The 22,232-nt window shown below is 39.0% G+C and carries 14 protein-coding genes and 1 pseudogene; 6 read left to right on the top strand and 9 right to left on the bottom strand.

Annotation, left to right across the window (positions count from 1 at the left end):
* Positions 1–4,896 (top strand): annotated as a pseudogene (locus BM086_RS20705) (hypothetical protein); the annotation flags it as partial.
* Between the two features lie 527 nt (positions 4,897–5,423).
* On the opposite strand, the gene BM086_RS00945 reads toward BM086_RS20705, so the two are convergent.
* Positions 5,424–6,239, bottom strand: coding sequence for an MBL fold metallo-hydrolase (locus BM086_RS00945; protein ID WP_175560045.1), 816 nt, complete (start codon positions 6,237–6,239; stop codon positions 5,424–5,426).
* Positions 6,240–6,543: 304 nt separating this feature from the next.
* On the opposite strand from BM086_RS00945, the gene BM086_RS00940 reads away from it, so the two are divergent.
* A complete protein-coding gene (locus BM086_RS00940; RefSeq protein ID WP_092322045.1) occupies positions 6,544–8,412 on the top strand; it encodes a glycoside hydrolase family 3 protein in 1,869 nt (622 codons plus the stop codon).
* Positions 8,413–8,781: 369 nt separating this feature from the next.
* Here the strand turns inward: BM086_RS00940 and BM086_RS00935 are convergent, their stop codons facing one another.
* From BM086_RS00935 to iorA, 7 genes are all read right to left on the bottom strand, one after another.
* Positions 8,782–9,519 (bottom strand): amino acid ABC transporter ATP-binding protein, encoded by a 738-nt coding sequence (locus tag BM086_RS00935; protein WP_092322043.1) that lies wholly within the window; start codon positions 9,517–9,519, stop codon positions 8,782–8,784.
* Entirely contained in the window at positions 9,506–10,192 is a 687-nt protein-coding gene (locus BM086_RS00930; protein ID WP_092322035.1) for an amino acid ABC transporter permease, read from the bottom strand. The genes BM086_RS00935 and BM086_RS00930 overlap by 14 nt, the downstream gene beginning before the upstream one ends.
* Before the next feature lie 9 nt (positions 10,193–10,201).
* Positions 10,202–10,969 carry a basic amino acid ABC transporter substrate-binding protein gene (locus BM086_RS00925; RefSeq protein ID WP_092322032.1) on the bottom strand — a complete coding sequence of 256 codons (768 nt, stop codon included), beginning with the start codon at positions 10,967–10,969 and terminating at the stop codon, positions 10,202–10,204.
* A 331-nt stretch (positions 10,970–11,300) separates the two neighbouring features.
* Positions 11,301–11,735 carry an acetolactate synthase gene (locus BM086_RS00920; protein WP_092322029.1) on the bottom strand — a complete coding sequence of 145 codons (435 nt, stop codon included), beginning with the start codon at positions 11,733–11,735 and terminating at the stop codon, positions 11,301–11,303.
* An 88-nt stretch (positions 11,736–11,823) separates the two neighbouring features.
* Positions 11,824–13,125, bottom strand: coding sequence for a phenylacetate--CoA ligase family protein (locus tag BM086_RS00915; RefSeq protein WP_092322026.1), 1,302 nt, complete (start codon positions 13,123–13,125; stop codon positions 11,824–11,826).
* Between the two features lie 84 nt (positions 13,126–13,209).
* Positions 13,210–13,785 carry an indolepyruvate oxidoreductase subunit beta gene (locus BM086_RS00910; protein WP_092322022.1) on the bottom strand — a complete coding sequence of 192 codons (576 nt, stop codon included), beginning with the start codon at positions 13,783–13,785 and terminating at the stop codon, positions 13,210–13,212.
* A gap of 5 nt (positions 13,786–13,790) precedes the next feature.
* Positions 13,791–15,545: an indolepyruvate ferredoxin oxidoreductase subunit alpha gene (gene iorA / locus BM086_RS00905; protein ID WP_092322019.1), complete on the bottom strand. Its 1,755-nt coding sequence runs from the start codon at positions 15,543–15,545 to the stop codon at positions 13,791–13,793.
* A 184-nt stretch (positions 15,546–15,729) separates the two neighbouring features.
* Here iorA and BM086_RS00900 point away from each other — a divergent pair, with 184 nt between their 5' ends.
* The 4 genes from BM086_RS00900 (at position 15,730) to BM086_RS00885 (ending at position 21,600) form a co-directional block, all read left to right on the top strand.
* Entirely contained in the window at positions 15,730–17,364 is a 1,635-nt protein-coding gene (locus tag BM086_RS00900; RefSeq protein WP_092322016.1) for a class I adenylate-forming enzyme family protein, read from the top strand.
* A 140-nt stretch (positions 17,365–17,504) separates the two neighbouring features.
* The gene (locus tag BM086_RS00895; protein ID WP_092322013.1) at positions 17,505–17,942 is read left to right on the top strand and encodes a dUTP diphosphatase; all 438 of its coding nucleotides are present in this window, start codon (positions 17,505–17,507) and stop codon (positions 17,940–17,942) included.
* Positions 17,943–18,191: 249 nt separating this feature from the next.
* Positions 18,192–19,676, top strand: coding sequence for a glutamate--tRNA ligase (gene gltX, locus BM086_RS00890; RefSeq protein ID WP_092322010.1), 1,485 nt, complete (start codon positions 18,192–18,194; stop codon positions 19,674–19,676).
* Positions 19,666–21,600, top strand: coding sequence for an ATP-dependent helicase (locus tag BM086_RS00885; protein WP_092322007.1), 1,935 nt, complete (start codon positions 19,666–19,668; stop codon positions 21,598–21,600). Before gltX ends, BM086_RS00885 begins: the two co-directional genes overlap by 11 nt.
* Here the strand turns inward: BM086_RS00885 and BM086_RS00880 are convergent.
* Positions 21,528–21,893, bottom strand: coding sequence for a DUF1292 domain-containing protein (locus tag BM086_RS00880; protein WP_092322004.1), 366 nt, complete (start codon positions 21,891–21,893; stop codon positions 21,528–21,530). The genes BM086_RS00885 and BM086_RS00880 overlap by 73 nt on opposite strands.
* Between the last annotated feature and the right edge of the window lie 339 nt (positions 21,894–22,232).

Genomic DNA, 22,232 nt, shown 5'->3' with positions numbered 1-22,232 from the left:
GGCGAGCAGAACCAAGGTGAAGAAAACCAAGGAGAACAAAACCAGGGAGAAGCAAACCAGGGCGAAGCAAACCAGGGCGAAGAAAATCAAGGTGGAGAAAACCAAGGCGAAGAGAACCAAGGTGAAGCAAATCAAGGTGAGCAGAATCAGGGTGAAGAAAACCAAGGTGAGCAAAACCAAGGCGAAGAAAACCAGGGGGAGCAGAACCAAGGAGAACAAAACCAAGGCGAAGAGAACCAGGGCGAAGCAAACCAGGGTGAGCAGAATCAAGGCGAATCAAACCAGGAACAGAGTGAGAATAATTCGCAGGAGACCCAGAATCAGGGCGAAAATAATTCAACAGCTCAGAATAAAACAAATGCGGATAAAGAAGCAAAAGAAGCAGCAGAACTGATCCTTCATGGAGACGAAGAAAAAGGCATCGAAGCTGCAAATGTTGGGGAAGCTTCTGATGAAACAAATAAAGCAATTAAAAACCTTGTAGAAGCTGCAGAGGATGTTATAGAGGATAAAGAGGTACCGGATGGTACAATTGATAAGTCAGCATCTTCTAACTTAAATGATGCCGCTGCAAAAATTGGCGAAGTAAAGCAAAACCTTGTTGAGGTAGAAAATGCCAATAAAGATATTGAAAAAGCTTATTCGAATATGAACGAAGAAGCAAATCAAGCTGTAGAAAATGTTTCAGAGTCTATTACCACAGCTAATAACATGGAAGCTGAGGTAAAAGAAGCAAATGACAAACTGTCCGAATTTGTTGACAAAATCCAGAATGCAGAAAATACACAGGACGCACAAAAAGCTTATGATGATCTGGAAAAACTGGTTACAGATACAAAAACAGATCTTGCCACAAGAAAGGCATATATAGACAGATTAAATAATGAATATGAAACAGCACTTAATGAACTTGAAAAGGCGCAGGCAGCACTTGTTACATCAGAGAACACTATGGATCAAAAAATCCATGGCGCCTACAACATCACTCAGTCAGCACTAAGTGAAGTTGCTGCAGCACAAAAGAAAGTAGATGATCTTGATAAGGCGCTCGACATTGTTCAGGGCAAGCTTGAAGATGAGAAGGAAGCCAATAAATTAAAAGAAAGAAAAGGAAATAAATGGTCAGTTGGCGGTCTCGACACTAATCGAGCAAATATGCAGGATGTTGTAATCTATTATTATATTCCTGAAATTCTGGGAATAAATATAGTTCCTGAAGAAGGTTTTGAATATACCGTAGTTAAGAAAGTTGATAAATCGGAATATTCTTATCATCAATTCACTTATAAATATAAGGATGAAAACGGAAATTTACAGGAAGGAGTAAGCTATTTTAACTGGGATTCAATAGCAAAAAGAGGACCAAGTGATACCAGAACTTCCAATACAGATGGAATGGTTATCTTCGAGAAAACGGAAGATGAAATCAAGGCAGCTGAGTATGCTTATGAGTATTATACACAGAATAATCCAAATCTTTTAAAAGATAATAAAAAAGATCAGGCATTTAAGGATCATAAGTTTGATATGTATTACTACCTTGATAAAAATGGTAATAAACACTATATCGTTCAGGATGAGCTGGTTAATGCAGGCGAAGAAGCGTTAGATAACGGTATCTTTACCTCTTATAATGGTTACGAACTTACTCAGATCATTCAGAATCAGAATAATCTCCTTCATAGTGGAAATTGTATTGCACTTGGAAATAATTATGAGACATATCTAAAGACTACAAGTACCAAGCCAGGTGATGTTCCTTCAATTTTGGCTCAAAATGTTCAAGATGGGATTATTACTCAAGATACTATAGATACTATTAAGGCAAACAGTAAAGCACTTGATACATTTATTGAGTCAAATAAGAATCTTAAAGGGAATACTACAGCACTTATATCCAAGTATGCGGCATATAAAGAAGAAACTCTAGAAGCAAAAGTTGCTGCAGCTAATGCAAAACAGCAGGTTGAGAACCTGGCTGATGCTATAGATTCTATAAAGACTCAGACACAGAATTCAAGAAAATCCAGACTAGCAGTGAAAGTGCTTGGTGTTGAAGATATTGCCACTCATTATGGACTAAAAGTATCAGAAGAAGATGCGGCAAGATTTAATACACTTACAATAAATGAGCTTATTACAGAATTAAATAAACTTAAATCAGATGCTAATACAAAGATGGCTGATGCTCAGACAAAAGTAAATACTTTGGAAAGCAAACTTTCATCAGCTTCTAATGATCTTAGAAATACAATTGAAAGATTGACTCCTGTTCAAGAAGAAACAGGATCCGGAACAGGTGCAGGAACTGATGTAGGTGAAGGAACAGGAACAACTCCTGAGACAGAGAATGGGGAAGGAAGTGGTACAGGTTCAGGAACAATAGTAGACGCAGATACCGGTGCAGGAAGCGACGAAGGAAGCGGAGCTGGCTCAAGTGGAACAACCGGAGAATCAGGTACAACAGTAGAGACAGAAACAGGTACAGGAAGCGATGATGAAACCGGAAGCGGTGCAGGAACAACTGGAGGAACAGGATCAAGCGGAACAACCAGTGAGACCGAATCAGACGATGAAAGTGGAAGCGGCACTGGCACAACCGGAGAAACAGGAACGACTGGAACAACCGGAGGTACAGGTTCAAGCGGAACAACCAGTGAGACAGAATCAGACGATGAAAGTGGAAGTGACACTGGAACAACCGATGGAACAGGCTCAAGCGGGACAACCAGCGAGACCGAATCCGACGATGAAAGCGGAAGCGGCACTGGAACAACCGATGGAACCGGTACAACCGGAGGAACAGGCTCAAGCGGAACAACCAGCGAGACAGAATCTGACGATGAAAGTGGAAGTGACACTGGAACAACCGATGGAACCGGCACAACCGGAGGAACAGGAACAAGTGGAACAACCAGTGAGACAGAATCTGACGATGAAAGTGGAAGTAGCACAGGAACAACTGGTGGAACTGGCTCAAGCAGTGAGACAGAATCCGACGACGAAAGCGGAAGCGACACAGGTACAACCGGAGGTACAGGTTCAAGCGGAACAACAGAAGAGACAGAATCAGACGATGAAAATGGAAGTGACACGGGAACAACCGATGGAACTGGCACAACCGGAGGAACAGGAACAAGTGGAACAACCAGTGAGACCGAATCCGACGATGAAAGCGGAAGCGGCACTGGAACAACCGATGGAACCGGTACAACCGGAGGAACAGGCTCAAGTGGAACAACCAGTGAGACAGAATCAGAAGATGAAAGTGGAAGTAGCACAGGAACAACTGGTGGAACGGGCTCAACCAGTGAGACAGAATCCGACGACGAAAGCGGAAGCGACACAGGTACAACCGGAGGTACAGGTTCAAGCGGAACAACCAGCGAGACCGAATCAGACGATGAAAATGGAAGTTACACTGGAACAACCGATGGAACAGGTACAACCGGAGGAACAGGCTCAAGCGGAACAACCAGCGAGACCGAATCAGACGATGAAAATGGAAGTGACACGGGAACAAACGATGGAACCGGCACAACCGGAGGAACAGGAACAAGTGGAACAACCAGTGAGACAGAATCCGACGATGAAAGTGGAAGCGGCACTGGAACAACCGGAGAAACAGGAACGACTGGAACAACCGATGGAACCGACACAACCGGAGGAACAGGCTCAAGCGGAACAACCAGTGAGACAGAATCCGACGATGAAAGTGGAAGTGGCACTGGAACAACCGATGGAACAGGTACAACCGGAGGAACAGGCTCAAGCGGAACAACCAGCGAGACCGAATCCGACGATGAAAATGGAAGTGACACGGGAAAAACCGATGGAACCGGCACAACCGGAGGAACAGGAACAACCGGAACAACCAGTGAGACAGAATCTGACGATGAAAGTGGAAGTAGCACAGGAACAACTGGTGGAACTGGCTCAACCAGTGAGACAGAATCCGACGACGAAAGCGGAAGTGGAACCGGCACAACTGGAGGAACAGGAACAACCGGAACAACCAGTGAGACAGAATCTGACGATGAAAGTGGAAGTAGCACAGGAACAACTGGTGGAACTGGCTCAACCAGTGAGACAGAATCCGACGACGAAAGCGGAAGTGGAACCGGCACAACTGGAGGAACAGGAACAACCGGAACAACCAGTGAGACAGAATCTGACGACGAAAGCACAAGCGGCACTGGAACTACCGGTACTACTGGTACAGATTCAGATGGCGGAACAAGAGGAGATACAACAGGTGACACAGAGACTGGAACAGATTCAACACCGACTCCAACAACTGATACTTCTTCACCTGCAACTAATCTTCCTGGACTTACATCAACAACCTCAACTCCGATTGAAGATTTGGATGACATAATAGCAACAGGATTAATAAATACAATTCCAAAAGAAACAATTTCAAATCTTCCTGAATTTAACTTCAATGTTAATGCACTTAATGATCAAGGAGGCACTAATACCACTTTTGATCAAAATCAAGGATCAATTCAAAATACAGGTGATATTACAAACATTGAAGAGAATAAGACTCCTTTAGGAGATGTACCAACAAATAACATCCTCATGGACGAAACAAATAACAATAAAGGTTCATCTGATAGTAGCACAATGAATGACGATATGGACGATGCAACTAATCTTACATTAACCGCTACAGAGGAAATAACAGGTACAGACAACAATAATAATGGACCAATGGTAGATATTAAAGATGACAATGTAGCTCTTTCCTCAACATTTAGTAAGATCAATACACCTGGAAACAATGCAAAGAGAATGAGTTGGTGGTGGGTAGTTATAATCGGATTCTTCGGAGCATACGGAGAGAATCTTTATCAGAAGTATCAGGAAGAAATGGATAAGAAAAAGAAGTAAAAAGATATTTAGAAAAATGAAATAAAACAAATAGATAGTGCTCCTATAACAGCCAAATATCAATGTTATAGGAGCACTTATCACGCAATACAGAGGATGATCGAAATCTCTGATGATATTGAAGACGAAAGACTTAGAGTATTTATTCTGAAAGGATTATTGGTTTTTTGTGACAAAGTAATCTTAAAGGATGATGCCGAAAAGATAAGGAGGATGCTAATGTTGACTAAGGTTGAACAGATAATAGAAGTACTCCAGAATATGTTGCACAAAATACAGGTTTGTCTATCGATTATGTGATAAGCTTGAAAAAATAATTGATGTGGTTGAATGCTGCAATAAACAGTAGTTGCTATATTGAATAACTTGGATAATCTGATCCCGATGTAAAGCATGATTGCTGCTTTATGTCGGGACTTTATATAATTTTGAAAAAATGTGAAAGGCTTTTTTAGTGAAATTCAAATTCATAGCGGTTATAGCGATAGTATTTCTTTTCAAAACTCCAATAAGTGATGATAAGAATTTCATTGTTCTGAACAAACAATAATAGTATCCATGATTCTAGGAATAATGCATTTGAGCTTTTCCTGGTATTTCACATCAATATATTCTTTGAATTTTATAGGATCTTCGCTGTTATCCTTGAACATATCATAGTGTCCGGGAATAACAAGACCGGGCTGAACGTCACCTGCAAGGTCAGCAGCTTCCTGATATGTCATATTTCCGATGCAGCATCTGCGATATCGGTCAGCATCTCGGCCATTTATCGGAAGTAGTTCAACATCAATATGCCCAAAGCCCCGAAGCTTTGGAAGCATACCTTCATAGCGGACAGTGTCACCTGCGTGATGTATACGGACGCCGTTTCCTTCAACAATATATTGCAAATATGGGAAAAGACCTGTCGTTTCATCTTTGTCAAGAAATTCATGGGATGCAGCAATAGCATGGATTGTTACATCTCCAATATGGATAGATTCTCCTTCATTTATTCCCAGAGCATTTTTGGGATTTACTCCGTCTTCAATAATTGCATCTTTAAATGGTTTAGGAAAAACAAATTTAGCCTCAGGACAGTTTTTGACCCATATTTTCCAAGCTTCATGGTCTATGTGATCCAAATGATCATGGGTGCCGAGAAAAGCGTCTATTCCAATCACTTCATCCGTAGGAATCGGAGGCTGAATCTGTCTGTCATAACCTGGAGTTGCATAATAGTCTATGCATACTGTAGTTGCGCCCATTTTTACAATAAGTCCCATTTGACCAAGCCACCATAAAGCAGCTGAACCATAGGGCGTATTTGTGCTTATGATTTCTTCTGTGTATTTATTCATTGCTATCCCCTTTATCATAGTTATTGAAGCATGAATATGTGTATTTGTTTGTAACTATATTCTAGAACAAATAGCTGTATAGATAGATGTTTTTTTGTATATTTTTTTGCTTCATAACATATCGTTATAACGTTATAATTTTATATAATATATGTTTCCTGGAAATGGCTTTTCTTGTAGAAAAAAATAGTATTGATTGGCAAAAAAATTATCAAGTTGCTTGTATTTTTAGATTTTTAGTTTAAAAGTAAGCAACATACATGTCACGAAATTTTGATTATATTATACAAAGGATGGTCCTGTGATGCAAAAACGAATATTTGGAATAATTACGATTGTTTTTATTACAATATCAATAACAGCGTGTGGTAAGCTGGCTACAAATAGTAATGGGGCTTTGGGCGCAGATAATAATACTAGTAAGCTGTCAGATACAGAATCATTGATCTCGGACAATTTTCAAGGAAAAACAAAATATGCAGGTAAGACTGTCGATGAGATATTATCAGCACTCACCCTTGATCAGAAGGCTGCTCAGATGGTACAGCCCGCCTGTTACAATATTGATACTAATTCCATGGGACTCTATGATTATGGCAGTATTCTTTCTAAGGAAGAAGCACTTGACTACAGGGACTGGCAGACCTATGTTGAGAATTTTCAGAATGCAGCAGTGGAATCTGATGCGGGTATTCCTTATCTATATGGGCAGGATGATGTCCATGGGGTGAATTATGCCCTTAATTCAGTTATTTTCCCTCATAATATTGGCTTGGGAGCTGCAAACGACGAAGAACTTATGTATCTTGTTGGTCAGATTACAGCTGATGAGGCAAAGCTTTGCCATATGCTTTGGAATTTCTCACCATGCGTTGCCCAGTCTGTGGATCCACGCTGGGGTAGAACCTACGAAAGCTATGGTTCTGATTTAGATATCATAAAGCGTCTTTCAGCAGCTTATACCAAGGGACAGCAGGATGCAGGTCTTATTGCCTGTGCTAAGCATTTTTTAGCAGACGGCAATGTCAAATATGGGACAGGAGAAGAAGGCATTGATAGCTTGATTGACAGAGGCGATGCGCAACTATCTGATGATGAGATAAAAGAGCTTCTTTCGGTATATCAGGCACAGATTGATGCAGGTGTTAAGACCATCATGATAAGCCATTCTTCTCTTAATGGCCTGAAAATGCATGAGAATAAAAAGTATATCGATATCTTAAAAAATGATATGGGATTTAATGGCTTCATAGTAAGCGACTGGGATTCGGTAAAAAATACTTCGCCTAATACCTATAAAGAACAGGTAATTACTTCCGTAAACGCAGGAATAGATATGCTTATGGAAGTTGAGACTTATGAAGAAGCCAGACAGATCATTGTTCAGGCAGTTAAAGACGGAGAAATCTCAGAAGATAGAATAAACGATGCAGTTCGTCGTATTCTTCAGGTGAAAAAAGATGCCGGATTGTTCGAAGATCCTTTCCTTCAGAATATGGAAACTGTTAAATCAGAAACAGGTTCAGATGAATATAGAGAAGTTGCTGAAAAACTTGTAGAAGAAAGTCAGGTGCTTATAAAAAACGATAATAACACACTTCCTTTTAAGGATGGATTTACAGTATTCCTCATGGGACCAGCAATGGACAACGATGTAGCTCAATGCGGCGGATGGACTATAGACTGGAATGAAAGCCCCATGAAAGACATTCCGGGTGTCACTTCCATAAAGGAAGGACTTGAGCTGATTGCATCGGAACATAACATAACCATTACAACAAAGACTAATGAAGCATCAAATGCAGATGTTGTACTTCTTGTCATTGGCGAAGAAGCCTATGCAGAATGGTATGGTGATGCTGTAAATATGGATATCTGCGGAGAACATGGTCTCACAGATAATAAGAGTGCTATCAAAAAAGCAAAAGAACTTGGAAAGCCAATAGTATGCCTCATCATAGCCGGAAGACATGTATTTATCAAAGACTATATAGACCAGTGGGATAGTGTTGTTATGAGTTATCTCCCAGGCTCCGAAGGCCAAGGTATAGCAAAAGTCCTATGCGGAGATGCCAAATTCACAGGTAAACTACCAAGTTCCTGGTACGCCGATAACACTGGCATTGATACTCAGACACCATGGCTTGAGCAGGGATATGGACTGACATACTAATTTTTTAAATCTAAATTATCAGTAAACTAATCAATAATCTGCAATTCTAGATGGTACGTTGCATATCATCAGTCTAAACAGCACAGGGCATCGGTTTGGAAATGTGCTGTTCTCGGACGAGGAGATGATTTACAAAAAGAAAAAACAAAGGAAGGTCGACTGCTTTGAACAGCGATGAAAGGAGACCTTCCTTTGTTTTTGAGTTTTAGTAAATCACAACGCAGACGAGGGATAATCCACTACACTCGAAATGACCTCGTTTAGTGGATACCCATGGCTCGTACTAGGCTCGAGAAGACCTCGCCAAGTACTCTGCTCAAACACAAACATTTCTAACCGATGCCTTGGCTGTTTGCGATTGTTGATTGTTTACAGCACCTTTGACAGGAACTCCTTAAGTCTGTCGCTTTGAGGATTTGAAAAGAACTCCTGAGGCGTGTTCTCTTCAAGAATGTTTCCGTAATCCATGAAAAGAACCTTGGTCGCAACCTCCCTTGCAAAACCCATTTCATGAGTGACTACAACCATCGTCATTCCATCATCTGCAAGCTGCTTCATAACATCAAGAACTTCACCAACCATCTCTGGATCAAGAGCAGAAGTGGGCTCATCAAAAAGCATAACTTCCGGATTCATGCAGAGTGAGCGCACAATAGCAATTCTCTGTTTCTGACCACCGGATAACGAAGCAGGATATACATCAGCTTTATCAAGAAGATTAACCCTTTTTAAAAGCTCAGTCGCTTTTTCTTTTGCCTCAGTTTCATTCATGATCTTAAGCTTTACAGGAGCGAGAGTCAGGTTATCCATTACTGTTAGATTATTAAACAGATTAAAATTCTGGAACACCATTCCCATACGTTCTCTGACTTTGTTAATGTCTGTTTTGCGGTCAGTTATATCCAGGCCATCAAATATAATATGGCCTGAAGTTGGTCTTTCCAATAGATTGAGGCATCTTAAAAAGGTACTTTTTCCTGAGCCTGAAGGACCAACGACAACAATTTTTTCACCTTTATTTATTTCGTAGTTAATTCCCTTTAAAACCTTGTTTACAGATTTGTCGGGATTTTTGAATTCTTTACATAAATCTTTAACGGTTATCAACTTTACGAAGTCTCCTTTCTATAACACCAAGGAGGATGGTTAATATTTTGATTATTATGAAATAAATGACGGCTGCACCAATGAGCGGCATAAAAGCATCATAGGTTCTTGATGCGACCTGGTTTGCTACACGGGTAAGGTCTGAAAGGCTTACATATCCAACAATAGCGGTCTCTTTAATAAGGGTTATAAATTCATTTCCAAGGGGCGGGATTATATTTTTTATCGCCTGAGGAAGAATAATGTGGTACATGGTTGCAGCCTTTGAAAGACCAAGGCTTCGGCCGGCTTCCATCTGGCCTTTGTCTACTGCAAGTATACCTGCGCGGACAATTTCTGAAACATATGCACCTGAATTTATGCCAAAAGAAAGAGATGCAACCAGGATTCCATTATTAGAGGATGCCATGATGATAAACCACATGATAAGGAGCTGAAGAACACTGGGGGTTCCTCTTATGATATCAACATAAAAGGTTGCGATGTAGTTTAGTATTGTAGGCTTGCCATCTTCAGTTTGGGACAGCTTCATGAGTGCAACGACATTTCCAATCAGCATACCCAGTATTCCGGCAAATAGAGCGATTTCCAGTGTAATACCAACTCCGGAGATATAAAGTTTCCAACGGTCGCTTGCTATAAATGCAGCAACAAAACGTTCATACAGTGTCATTTATTCTTCTTACTCCTCAATGTATTTCTTAACGAGACTATCGTAAGTGCCATCATTTTTTAATTCTTTTAACGCATCATTGATTTTTGTTGCAAGATCTGTGTTTCCTTTAGGAAGAGCGATTGCATAGAATTCAGGTTCGAAGTCAAAAGCTGTACCATCGATTACATCAAGCTTATCAGAAAACTGGCTTCCAAAAACTTCAGCAGGGTTCTTGTCTACAATTACGCAGTCAAGTCTTCCGTTATTAAGATCGTTTACAGCATCAACAGCTTTGTTGTATGCAGAAACAGTAGCGCCTTCAATATCGCTTGCAATGAATTCACCTGTTGTTCCGAGCTGAGCACCAATCTTGAGATTCTTAAGGTCATCAGCAGTTGCGATTGTTGAACCCTTAGGAACTAAAACTGCCTGAACAGCTTCATAGTAGGAATCTGAGAAATCAACTGTATTTAATCTTTCTTCTGTGATAGTCATTCCGGCAATGGCAACATCAATCTTATTGCCTATTGAAGTGCAAAGAGATTCAAATTCCATATCCTGAACCTGAACATCCATGTTTAACTTTTCGCCAATTGCATTGATGAGGGCAATATCGAAACCATCAGGATTGCCATCGTCACCAACATATTCAAACGGTGGGAAAGCAGCGTTTGTACCAACTTTGAGAGTACCGTTTGCGCCCTTTGTTCCATCAGAAGAGCTGCTGCCGCATCCGGCGAGAGAAGATACAGTGAGCATAGTTGTTAAAAGTAAAGCAAAAATTTTCTTTTTCATAATGTTCTCCTTTTTATGCATAAAATGTATAAATATTCAATATTTATGTATAATATATCAATGATAATAAAATATATCAAGTAAAAAATTAATTTTTGTTATAAAAAAATCAAATTTCTTTACAAGCTCAACTAGACTCGATAAAACCACGCCAAGTTGACTTGTGTGGTTCGCACTAAGTTCGTGGGAAACCTCACTAAGTGCTCTACTCAAATGAAAGGGACAGCTTAATCTTACATAATCAGCGATATAGGTAAGAAATAACTGTCCCGAACTGGTAATGGTAGTAATTATGAAAAAAATGTGTTAAATATCGCAAACAAATTTTCTATCAGATATTTGCGATATCTTCCTGACTTAAAATCTTAAGTCCCTTGCCTGTAAGTTTTGCTTCTGCGGCCTTTGTATCAGCAACACGGAAAATCATATATGCATGATTGTTTGTTCCACGTCCAGGGAAAGCATACATATATTCAATGTTTACATCATTATTTGCAAAAACTTCCAGAAGTTTATCAAGTCCGCCTGCTTCATCAGGAATTTCAACTGCAAGTACAGAAGTAAGGCTTGCAACAAAATCATTTTCCTTTAAAGTATTAACAGCTTCTAAAGCATCATCAACAATAATTCTTGCTATACCAAAGTCCTTGGTCTCTGCAAGGGAAGTGGCACGCATATCGATATTATTTTTAGCCATGACGCTGGTGAGCTTTTTTAAGGTTCCGGGTTTATTTTCGAGAAAGACTGAAATCTGTTTTATGCTCATGGTTGGCTCCTTGTATTTAGATAATTATTAATCGGTATAATAATATATTATTCCTTTTTTTATGTTGTTTCCAGCTTAAAAAGTGTAATCAGATTTTTCTTTTATCGATAACACGAACAGCTTTGCCTTCACTTCTTACAATTGATTTAGGTGCAAGAAGAGAGATGTGGACTTTGATTCCAAGCATGGACTTCATGTCTTCAACAAGCTTCTTCTGACGTTCTTCAATTTCACCCACATTGTCGGTGAACATTTCAGGAGTCATTTCAACCTGAACATCAAGACTGTCTGTGTTATTCTGTCTGTCTACAACAATCTGGTAATTTGCAGCATAACCATTGTTTAAAAGAACTGTTTCAATCTGGCTCGGGAATACATTTACACCGCGTACGATGAGCATATCATCAGAGCGTCCCATAGGTTTAGCCATACGGACAAAAGTACGGCCACAGGAACATTTTTCTCTGCTCAGTTTACAGATATCCCTTGTACGATAGCGGAGCATTGGGAAAGCCTCTTTATCAATGGCTGTAAATACAAGTTCTCCGACAGAACCTTCAGGTAAAACTTCTTCAGTCTCTGGGTCAATGATTTCTGCTATGAAGTGATCTTCATTAATATGCATTCCGTTTTGCTCTGAACATTCAAATGCAACACCGGGGCCGGATAGCTCTGTGAGACCATAGATGTCAAAAGCTTTGATTCCGAGAGCCTGCTCGATATCTTTTCTCATTTCTTCACTCCAGGCTTCAGCACCAAAGATACCTGCCTTTAACGGGATATCATCAGGTCCGTAGCCGGCTTCTTTAAAGCTTTCAGCAAGGTAAGCCGCATAACTTGGAGTGCAGCAGAGGATAGTTGCCTTCAGGTCATTGATGAACATTATCTGACGTTCGGTATTTCCGGAACTGATTGGTACAGTGAGACATCCAACTTTATGAGAACCTCCGTTTAATCCTGCGCCACCGGTGAAAAGACCAAAGCCGTATGCAATCTGGCAGATATCTTCATTTGTTCCGCCTGCAGCGCAGATTGCTCTGGCGCAACAGTCATCCCACAGATCAATATCATGCTGTGTGTAAAAGGCGATTACTCTTTTTCCGGTTGTTCCTGATGTGGAATGGATACGAACACAGTCTTTCATAGGTACACCTAAAAGCCCCGTAGGGTAGGCATCGCGTAAGTCTTTTTTTGATAAAAAAGGAAGTTTATGAAGGTCATCTATTGATTTGATATCATCCGGAGTGACATTTTTTTCTTCCATTTTTTGGCGATAATAAGGAACGTTTTCCCATACATGCTTTACCTGCTCTATAAGCTTTTCAGACTGAAGTTTTTTCAGGTCTTCTATGGGCGCACATTCAATTTCCTGTTGATAGTAGTTTGGCATACTTTCCTCCCGTTAATATGTAACTTTTAACATCTGATTATCAGTTGTTTATTTATGCAGTACATTTCATCTGCTGCAATTTATTTAAGATATTTTTTCCCCAAGTTCAAAAGCTTTTTTGTTCATTTCCAGGAATTTGGAAGGAACATTAGCCTCTATTGATTCAAGCCATGCTTCCTTTGGAAGGTCAAAATAATGTGAAAGTCTTCCAAGAAGTACGATATTTACAGCCTTGGAAGAACCTGCTTCTTCAGCAAGAGATAAGCAGTCAAGCGCATCAACTTTTGCACCGGTTTCTTTCATTTTTGAAACAAGGTCCTTAGGATATTCTGATGCGCCGATGATAACAGGCATAGGATCAATCTGCTGAGTGTTTGTTACAATCTGACCATCTTTTTTCAGGTATGGAAGCCATCTTGCAGCTTCAAGAAGTTCAAAAGAAACTATAAAATCAGCTTCTCCCTTGTCAATGACAGGAGAGTAAACTTTATCGCCAAAACGCACATAAGTTACAACACTTCCTCCGCGCTGTGACATACCATGAACTTCTGATACTTTTACGTCATATCCCTGTGATAAAAGAAGGTGTCCCAATGTTTTACTGGCCAAAAGAGAACCCTGTCCTCCAACGCCAACAATCATAATATTCTTAGTTTCCATGTGTCTTAAGCCTCCTTATCCGGAGCATTTAAAGCTCCAACCTTGCATAGCTGACTACATACGTTGCAGCCAACACATAATGTTGTATCTATGCAGGCTTTTCCTTCTTTCATTGAGATTGCAGGGCAGCCAATCCTCATACAGGATTTACAGCCTACGCATTTGTCATGATTTACAACAAGCGGAGCATTATGTTTTACATATTTTAAAAGAGCACATGGACGACGTGAAATAATAACTGAAGGTGCAGCTACTGAAAGTTCTTCTTTTAATACCTTGTCACATTCATCAAGGTTATAAGGATCTACGACTCTTACTCTTTCAAAGCCCATTGCTTTGCACAATGCTTCAAGATCAATCTTGCCTGCAGGGTCGCCCTTGATATTATAGCCGGTGGTAGGGTTCTGCTGATGACCTGTCATTCCGGTTATTGAGTTGTCAACGATTATAATTGTGGAATTAGACTGGTTATAAGCTACGTTTGCAAGACCTGTCATTCCTGAATGCATAAATGTTGAGTCTCCGATAACGGCAACTGTTTTGTTTTCTGATTCTGAACCACGAACTTTATTAAAGCCATGAAGTGCTCCGATAGAAGCACCCATGCAAAGAGTCATCTCAATTGCACCAAGAGGTGGAACAGCACCGAGTGTGTAGCAGCCAATATCGCCAAGTACGGTGCAGTTATTTTTCTTTAATGTGTAAAAGAGTCCTCTGTGAGGGCAGCCTGCGCACATAACCGGAGGTCTGTTTGGGATTTCGTCAGAAACCGAAAGTGAATCAGGAACATTTTTATTAAAGGCTTTGGCAATCAGATTCTGAGAAAATTCGTCAATTACAGGAAGGAGTTCTTTTCCCTTAACATTGATGCCAAGAGCTTTTACATGATTTTCGATGATAGGGTCAAGCTCTTCAACTACATAAAGGTCATCTACTTTATCTGCAAAATCTTTGATGAGCTTTTCAGGAAGAGGATTTGTCATGCCAAGCTTAAGTACGCTTACTGAGTCGCCAAATACTTCCTTAACATACTGATAAGAAGTTGAACATGTGATGATTCCTATCTTTGTATCGCCCATTTCTACTTTGTTAAAAGGACAATCTTCGGCGTACTTAATTAGGTCAAGTGTACGCTGTTCAACGATAGGATGGCGCTTTTTGGCATTTCCCGGCATCATAACGTATTTTGCGATGTTTTTTTCATATATTTTATCAGGTACAGAACGATTGCCGGTCTCGACGATTGACTGAGAATGTGCAACTCTTGTACACATTTTTAAGAGAACAGGAGTATCGAATTTTTCAGATAATTCAAAAGAAATTTTTGTAAATTCAAGGGCTTCTTTTGAATCAGAGGGCTCTATCATTGGAACTTTTGATGCAATGGCATGATGTCTTGAATCCTGCTCGTTCTGAGAAGAATGCATGCCTGCATCGTCGGCAACAGCGATTACAAGTCCGGCGTTTACGCCTGTATAGGACATTGTATAAAGAGGATCAGCCGCCACATTAAGGCCTACATGTTTTTGGGCACAAAAAGCTCTGCGACCTGCAAGCGATGCTCCAAAAGCTGATTCCATGGCAACTTTTTCATTAGGTGCCCATTCACAGTATATTTCATCATATTTAGCAGCTTCTTCTGTGATCTCAGTACTTGGTGTTCCGGGATAACTTGAAATAAAGCATACACCGGCTTCGTAGAGACCACGGGCAACAGCCTTATTGCCCAGCATTAGCTGCTTATTAGCGTTTGTAGTCATTAAAAAACCTCCCAAAAGAAAAATTTAACTTTATCAACTTTGCAATTTAACGTGATAAAGTGCATATTACAAGAATAATAAAATTGTCGGGTAAAATCAAGTTGATTATTTGACCTTTTTTTATAAAATGTATTATACTTACTTTAATGCTTTAAAGCACAACAAACATTTTTGGGGGTAATTTATGCCAATCACAGATCTTTTGGAGCGAAACAGCAAATTGTATGGGGAAGAAGTTGCTCTTGTAGAGATTAATCCTGAAATAAGGGAGGAACAAAGAGTAACCTGGAAAGAATATGAACTTATTCAGCCTACATCAACATCTTATTACAGACGTCAGATAACATGGTCTGTATTTGATGAGAAGGCAAATCGTGTAGCAAATATGCTGATGGAAAGAGGTATCAAAAAGGGCCAGAAATGTGCAATCCTTCTTATGAATTGCCTTGAGTGGCTGCCTATTTATTTTGGTATCTTAAAATCAGGAGCTGTTGCAGTTCCGCTAAATTTCAGATTTACTTCAGAAGAAATAGATTACTGTCTTAAGGCTTCTGATTCGGATGTTTTATTTTATGGCCCGGAATTTATCGGACGTATTGAAGATATTGCCCAGAAGTTAAAAAAGGAAATGCTTCTTTACTATGTTGGAGACCAGTGCCCATCTTACGCTGAAGATTATTTCAGACAGGCATCTAATGCTTCATCTGTTGCGCCAAGGGTACTTGTTGAAGACAGTGATGATGCTGCAATCTATTTTTCTTCAGGAACTACAGGATTTCCTAAGGCTATTTTGCATATTCATACAGCTCTTATGCAGAGCGCAAAAATGGAAGCAATGCACCATGAAACAACTCACAAAGACTGTTTCTTATGTATACCGCCTTTGTATCATACAGGCGCTAAAATGCATTGGTTTGGCTCATTATTTACAGGAAGTAAGGCAGTTCTTTTAAAAGGAAATTCTCCTGAATCAGTTTTCAGGGCAGTTTCAGAAGAACATTGTACAATTGTATGGCTTCTTGTTCCGTGGGCACAGGATATACTTGCTGCGCTTGATGCAGGAAAACTTAAGATTGAGGATTATAAGCTAAGTCAGTGGAGACTTATGCATATCGGAGCACAGCCGATTCCACCGTCACTCGTGAGGCATTGGTTTGAGTATTTTCCTGAGCATAAATACGATACCAATTACGGTCTTTCAGAATCAACAGGCCCAGGATGCGTTCACCTTGGAATGGAAAATCCCCACAAGGTTGGTGCAATTGGAATTCCGGGATATGGCTGGAAGACAAAGATTGTTGACGAAGAAGGAAAGACAGTTGAAAAGGGTGAGATTGGCGAACTCTGTGTAAAGGGACCGGGAGTTATGGTCTGCTACTACAAAAATCCTGAAGCTACAGCCGAGATTTTAAAGGATGGATGGCTTTTTACAGGTGATATGGCTCGCCAGGATGAAGACGGTTTTATTTTCCTTGTTGACCGCAAGAAGGATGTTATTATTTCAGGTGGTGAAAATTTGTATCCTGTACAGATAGAAAACTTCCTTATGAAAAATGATAAGATCCATGACGCTGCAGTTATCGGACTTCCAGATCCAAGACTTGGTGAGATTGCAGCAGCTATAATTCAGGTAAAAGAAGGTATGGAACTTACAGAAGATGATGTCAATGCTTTCTGTATTGATCTTCCCAGGTACAAGAGACCTCGTAAGATTATATTTGACACTGTTTTAAGAAATCCTACCGGCAAAATCGATAAACCTAAGCTCCGCGAAAAATATTGCGGAGATCACCTGGTAGAAAAACAGAATAAAGGCTGAGTTTATTTTAAAAACTCCCTGTAAAAGATTTTATGCTGATAATGCATATCTTTTGCAGGGATTTTTTAGCAGAAGAAGTAATTGGCAAAAATATACTTTCCTATTAAAATAAATAAAAAAGAAAAGGAAAGATTTATTAAATGGGTAAAATTGTAAAGATAAAGTATTTTAATGAAAATCTTCAAAAGCTTGAGTATATTGATGGCAAATCAGACTGGATCGATCTTAGAAGTGCTGAGGATGTTGATCTTAAGCAGGGAGAGTTTCATCTTGTGCCCCTTGGAGTTGCTATGGAAATTCCTGAAGGGTATGAGGCTCATGTTGTTCCAAGAAGCTCAACTTTTAAGAATTTTGGAGTGATACAGGCTAACAGCATGGGGATAATAGATCATTCATACTGCGGTGATAATGATCAGTGGTTCATGCCTGTTATTGCCATGAGAGATACGCATATTGGCTTTAATGACAGAATCTGCCAGTTCAGAATAATGGAAAATCAGCCTCATATTGATTTTGAAGAATGTGATCATCTTGAAGGTCAGGACAGAGGCGGCTTTGGTTCTACCGGAAAAAGATAAATATATTTCATGCAATTCTATTTTGTATTAAAAATTCAAATTATTAATTGTGGGTTGAAATTTATTTATTTTGTGTTAAAATTTTCTGTTGTTGTTTGTTGTACTTTTAAATATATCATGTGGCATTTTGTAACTATTTTAGGTTTTATGGCATTATGTAAATGTGGAAAGAGCTGGTTCCGCGTATTTTTGTCAATTACCTGATAGTTACAATAAATATGCTGCTACATGAACATGAAATGGAGTATTATGGTTAAAATTCGTACAAGATATGCACCAAGCCCTACAGGACGTATGCACGTTGGTAATTTAAGAACAGCTCTTTATGCTTATCTTATTTCAAAACATGAAGGCGGAGATTATATTCTTAGAATAGAAGATACAGACCAGGAACGTTTTGTTGAGGGTGCTACTGAAATTATATATCAGACACTTAAGGATACCGGTCTTGTACATGATGAAGGTCCGGACATCGGTGGCCCTGTTGGTCCTTATGTTCAGAGCGAAAGACAAAAAGATGGAATATATATGAAATATGCAAAAGAGCTTATCGACAAGGGTGAAGCTTATTATTGCTTCTGTGATGAGGCTCGTCTTGCAACTCTTGTGCAGGAAATAGATGATGGTAACGGCGGCAAGAAGGAAATCAGTGTTTATGACAAGCATTGTCTTCACCTTTCCAAGGAAGAAGTTGAGAAGAATCTTGCAGAAGGAAAGCCATTTGTTATCAGACAGAACAATCCTACTGAAGGAACAACAACTTTTCATGATGAACTTTACGGAGATGTTACCGTTGAGAATAAAGAACTTGATGACATGATCCTTATTAAGTCTGATGGTTATCCAACCTACAATTTTGCTAATGTAGTAGATGACCATTTGATGGGAATCACTCATGTTGTCCGTGGTAATGAGTATATTTCTTCATCACCTAAATATAACAGACTTTATGATGCTTTCGGATGGGAAGTGCCTAAGTACATTCACTGCCCACTTATCACAGATGAAGATCATCATAAGCTTTCTAAGAGAAGCGGACATTCATCCTTCGAGGATCTTATTGAGCAGGGCTTCCTTGCAGAAGCAGTTGTCAATTTTGTAGCTCTTCTTGGATGGTCTCCTGATGATAACAACGAGATCATGAGTCTCAAGGATCTTGTTGAGAAGTTTGATTATACACGTATCAATAAATCACCTGCTGTGTTTGATTACACTAAGCTTAAGTGGATGAATGGTGAGTATATGAAGGCTATGGATGAGGACAAGTTCTTTGAAATGGCTAAACCTTATCTTGATAAAGCTATTACCAATGAAGCAATCAGATCAGATGATAAGAAGATGCGCCAGATTGCTGCAATGGTTAAGACAAGAATCGAGATTTTCCCTGATATTGAGGGAATGGTTGATTTCTTTAATGAGCTTCCTTCTTATGACACAGCTATTTATACTCACAAGAAGATGAAGACTAATGAAGAGACTTCACTTGCAGTTCTTAAAGAAGTGCTTCCTGTTCTTGAAGCGCATGATGACTATACAAATGATGCACTTTATGCAGTATTAACTGATTACATTAAGTCACATGAATACAAGAACGGATATGTTCTCTGGCCAGTAAGAATTGCTGTTTCCGGCAAAGAAATGACTCCATGCGGAGCAACTGAGCTTATGGAAGTTATTGGTAAGGAAGAGACAATAAATAGAATTAAAAAAGGAATTGAGTTACTTGAAAAATAATCCACAGACAGGTAATAACGATGTTTGTGGCAATGCCGCTCAGATGAAGGCTATTCTTCATAAAGATGGACCTGCTATGGTTTTGGCAGGTCCGGGAAGCGGCAAGACCTTTGTGATTGTTCAAAGGCTTAGATCCTTGATTGAGAAGTATGATGTAAGTCCACAGTCAATTCTTGTTATTACTTTTACAAAAGCTGCTGCTATCGAGATGCAGCAACGTTTCATGAAAATAACGGATAATTCTTATCCGGAAGTGTGTTTTGGCACATTTCATTCTGTTTTTTATCAGATAATTCGTCAGGCTAATCCCAATAATAAATTTGAGATAATAAATGAAACAACAAAATATAAGCTCTTAAAAGATATTATATACAGGTTAAAGGCAAATTCTGTAATGACCAAGGAAGAATGTGATGATGCACTTGAAGTTCTTAAAGATATAGTGTCTGAGATTTCAAGAGTAAAGAATACCGGAGATAATGTATCTTCTAAATCTGAGAAAAAAACTGTATGTGCGCAGTTTGATAAAGTCTATGAAGAATATAACAAATGCCTTTTGGAATTTGGCTTTATTGATTTTGATGATATGGTAAAGAGATGTTTGTGCTTACTTGAAGAGGATAAGGCACTTTTGGCAAATTGGAGCAGCCGATTTAAGTATATCCTTATTGATGAATATCAGGATATAAACATGATTCAGTATAAGGTCATACGTCTTTTATGTTCTTCGAATAATCTATTTGTTGTAGGAGACGATGATCAGTCAATTTATGGTTTTAGAGGTTCAGATCCGGGGATAATGCAGAGATTTGCTGAAGATTTTGTAAATGAAAGACCAGAAATCATAAATCTTAATGTGAATTACAGATGCGGAAGAACAATATTGGAAAATGCAAATCGTCTTATTGAGGTTAATAAGATAAGATTCAAAAAAGAACTTATTGCAAATGATACTAATGGTGTCGGAATACTTGCACCTAGAAAATACACAAGTAAAGCAAATCAGACAAAGGCAATAATTACTTTTTTACAAAATAGAAAAGACAATCTCGATGATATAGCTTTTATTTTCAGAACTAATTCTGAAGCATTATCTCTTGCAGCTGTTTTAAAAGAGGCTGGAATTCCGACTAATCTTGATAATCAGGCGAAGAGTTTTTATGATTCTCCAGCTGTTAAGCTCTGCGAAGCATATTTGTCTTTTACATGCTGCGGTCATAAAAGAGAAGATTTTATCAGGATAATGAATAATCCAAAGAGATATATCAGCAGAGAAGCTCTTTGCTCTGGAACAGTTAATGAGAATGATCTGAAACATTTTTATTATGGAAATACTCAAAAAACGAAAGAGATAGAAAAGCTGTTTCGACAACTAAATATGATCTCACATATGAGACCATCGCTTTCCATAAGATTTATCAGAAATGAAATTGGAATTGATAAGCTTTATCCAGGTGAGATAGATGCGCTAAATGAACTTAGTGAACTTTCATTAAAGATGACTGATAATAAAATATTATTGAAACAATTAAGTGAACTTAGAGAACAGGAACAAAATAAAACATGTTTAAATAAAATAGTAAAAAGCAGATCAAAAGTGAATCTTATGACTATGCATGGTTCAAAAGGTCTTGAATTTGATACCGTATGGCTTCCAAACTTAAATGAAGGTATAATTCCTAGCAGAAGCAGCGTAACACAGAGCGAAATAGAAGAAGAGCGCCGAATGCTCTATGTTGGTATGACAAGGGCAAAAAGGGCGCTCATAATGTCTTATATTACGGGAAGCGAAGAAAATAAAATGCTTCCGTCTCGTTTCCTTAGACCTTTAAGGGATTTATGGGAAAAAGCTTATTCTTCTTCGCCATCAAGTCCTTCTTCGGGCAGTTCTACAATCTCATCAAATTCAACATCATCGAGATAGAGGTTGAAGGCCTCAGAAACAGCCTCATATTCATCATCATCACTGATGTAGCCAAGATCCGGGTCAGCATCCTCACCATTATAAATGAATTCATAGAACCATACATTTCCATCTTCGTTCTGACCATTCTTATCAAGTGGCAGAAGTACAATGTAATCTTTACTATTAACTGTAAGAACGATGATAATGGCACAGGTAACAGTTTCATTGTTATCAAGCTCAATGTCAACGGTTGTCTGGTCGCCATTTTCAATTTTGGTGTTCATATCTGTAGCAACTTTGGAAAATTCCATCAAATAAGCCTCCTGAATATAAAAAAATAACTTAACATGTAGATTATATCATAGTTTTAGCGCATATAAAGCAAATGTAAGCACTCATATATAAATAATCATAAAAAGAAACTAAATTTATCATAAATACGGGTAAAAGAAGGTTCCTGAGGCGTAATATAGTACTAGAAAATCTGAACATTAATCAATTATTTCACTATACAGATTTTTTAAAAATGTATTCATTCCCGAATAAAGCTCGGGAATATATGATAAATAGGCCATTCCAGCGCGACTACGTCGCAGGGCCTATTTGCACTTGTATCATATTCTCACGAAATGCGCAGCGTAGTGCGCATT

This window comes from Butyrivibrio sp. YAB3001 (assembly GCF_900112195.1).
In the GTDB taxonomy this organism is placed as follows: domain Bacteria; phylum Bacillota; class Clostridia; order Lachnospirales; family Lachnospiraceae; genus Butyrivibrio.
The sequence above is the reverse complement of the archived record's forward strand: the minus strand, read 5'-3'. Positions and strand labels throughout refer to the sequence as shown.

Bases quoted from the DNA above. Each gene is read 5' to 3' on its own strand.
- iorA (WP_092322019.1), bottom strand. From the start codon at position 15,545: ATGACTACAAACGCTAATAAGCAGCTAATGCTGGGCAATAAGGCTGTT.
- BM086_RS00920 (WP_092322029.1), bottom strand. From the start codon at position 11,735: ATGAGCATAAAACAGATTTCAGTCTTTCTCGAAAATAAACCCGGAACC.
- BM086_RS00945 (WP_175560045.1), bottom strand. From the start codon at position 6,239: ATGAATAAATACACAGAAGAAATCATAAGCACAAATACGCCCTATGGT.
- BM086_RS00940 (WP_092322045.1), top strand. From the start codon at position 6,544: ATGCAAAAACGAATATTTGGAATAATTACGATTGTTTTTATTACAATA.
- BM086_RS00880 (WP_092322004.1), bottom strand. From the start codon at position 21,893: ATGGAATTTTCCAAAGTTGCTACAGATATGAACACCAAAATTGAAAAT.
- BM086_RS00910 (WP_092322022.1), bottom strand. From the start codon at position 13,785: ATGGAAACTAAGAATATTATGATTGTTGGCGTTGGAGGACAGGGTTCT.
- BM086_RS00900 (WP_092322016.1), top strand. From the start codon at position 15,730: ATGCCAATCACAGATCTTTTGGAGCGAAACAGCAAATTGTATGGGGAA.
- BM086_RS00930 (WP_092322035.1), bottom strand. From the start codon at position 10,192: ATGACACTGTATGAACGTTTTGTTGCTGCATTTATAGCAAGCGACCGT.
- BM086_RS00925 (WP_092322032.1), bottom strand. From the start codon at position 10,969: ATGAAAAAGAAAATTTTTGCTTTACTTTTAACAACTATGCTCACTGTA.
- BM086_RS00915 (WP_092322026.1), bottom strand. From the start codon at position 13,125: ATGCCAAACTACTATCAACAGGAAATTGAATGTGCGCCCATAGAAGAC.
- gltX (WP_092322010.1), top strand. From the start codon at position 18,192: ATGGTTAAAATTCGTACAAGATATGCACCAAGCCCTACAGGACGTATG.
- BM086_RS00895 (WP_092322013.1), top strand. From the start codon at position 17,505: ATGGGTAAAATTGTAAAGATAAAGTATTTTAATGAAAATCTTCAAAAG.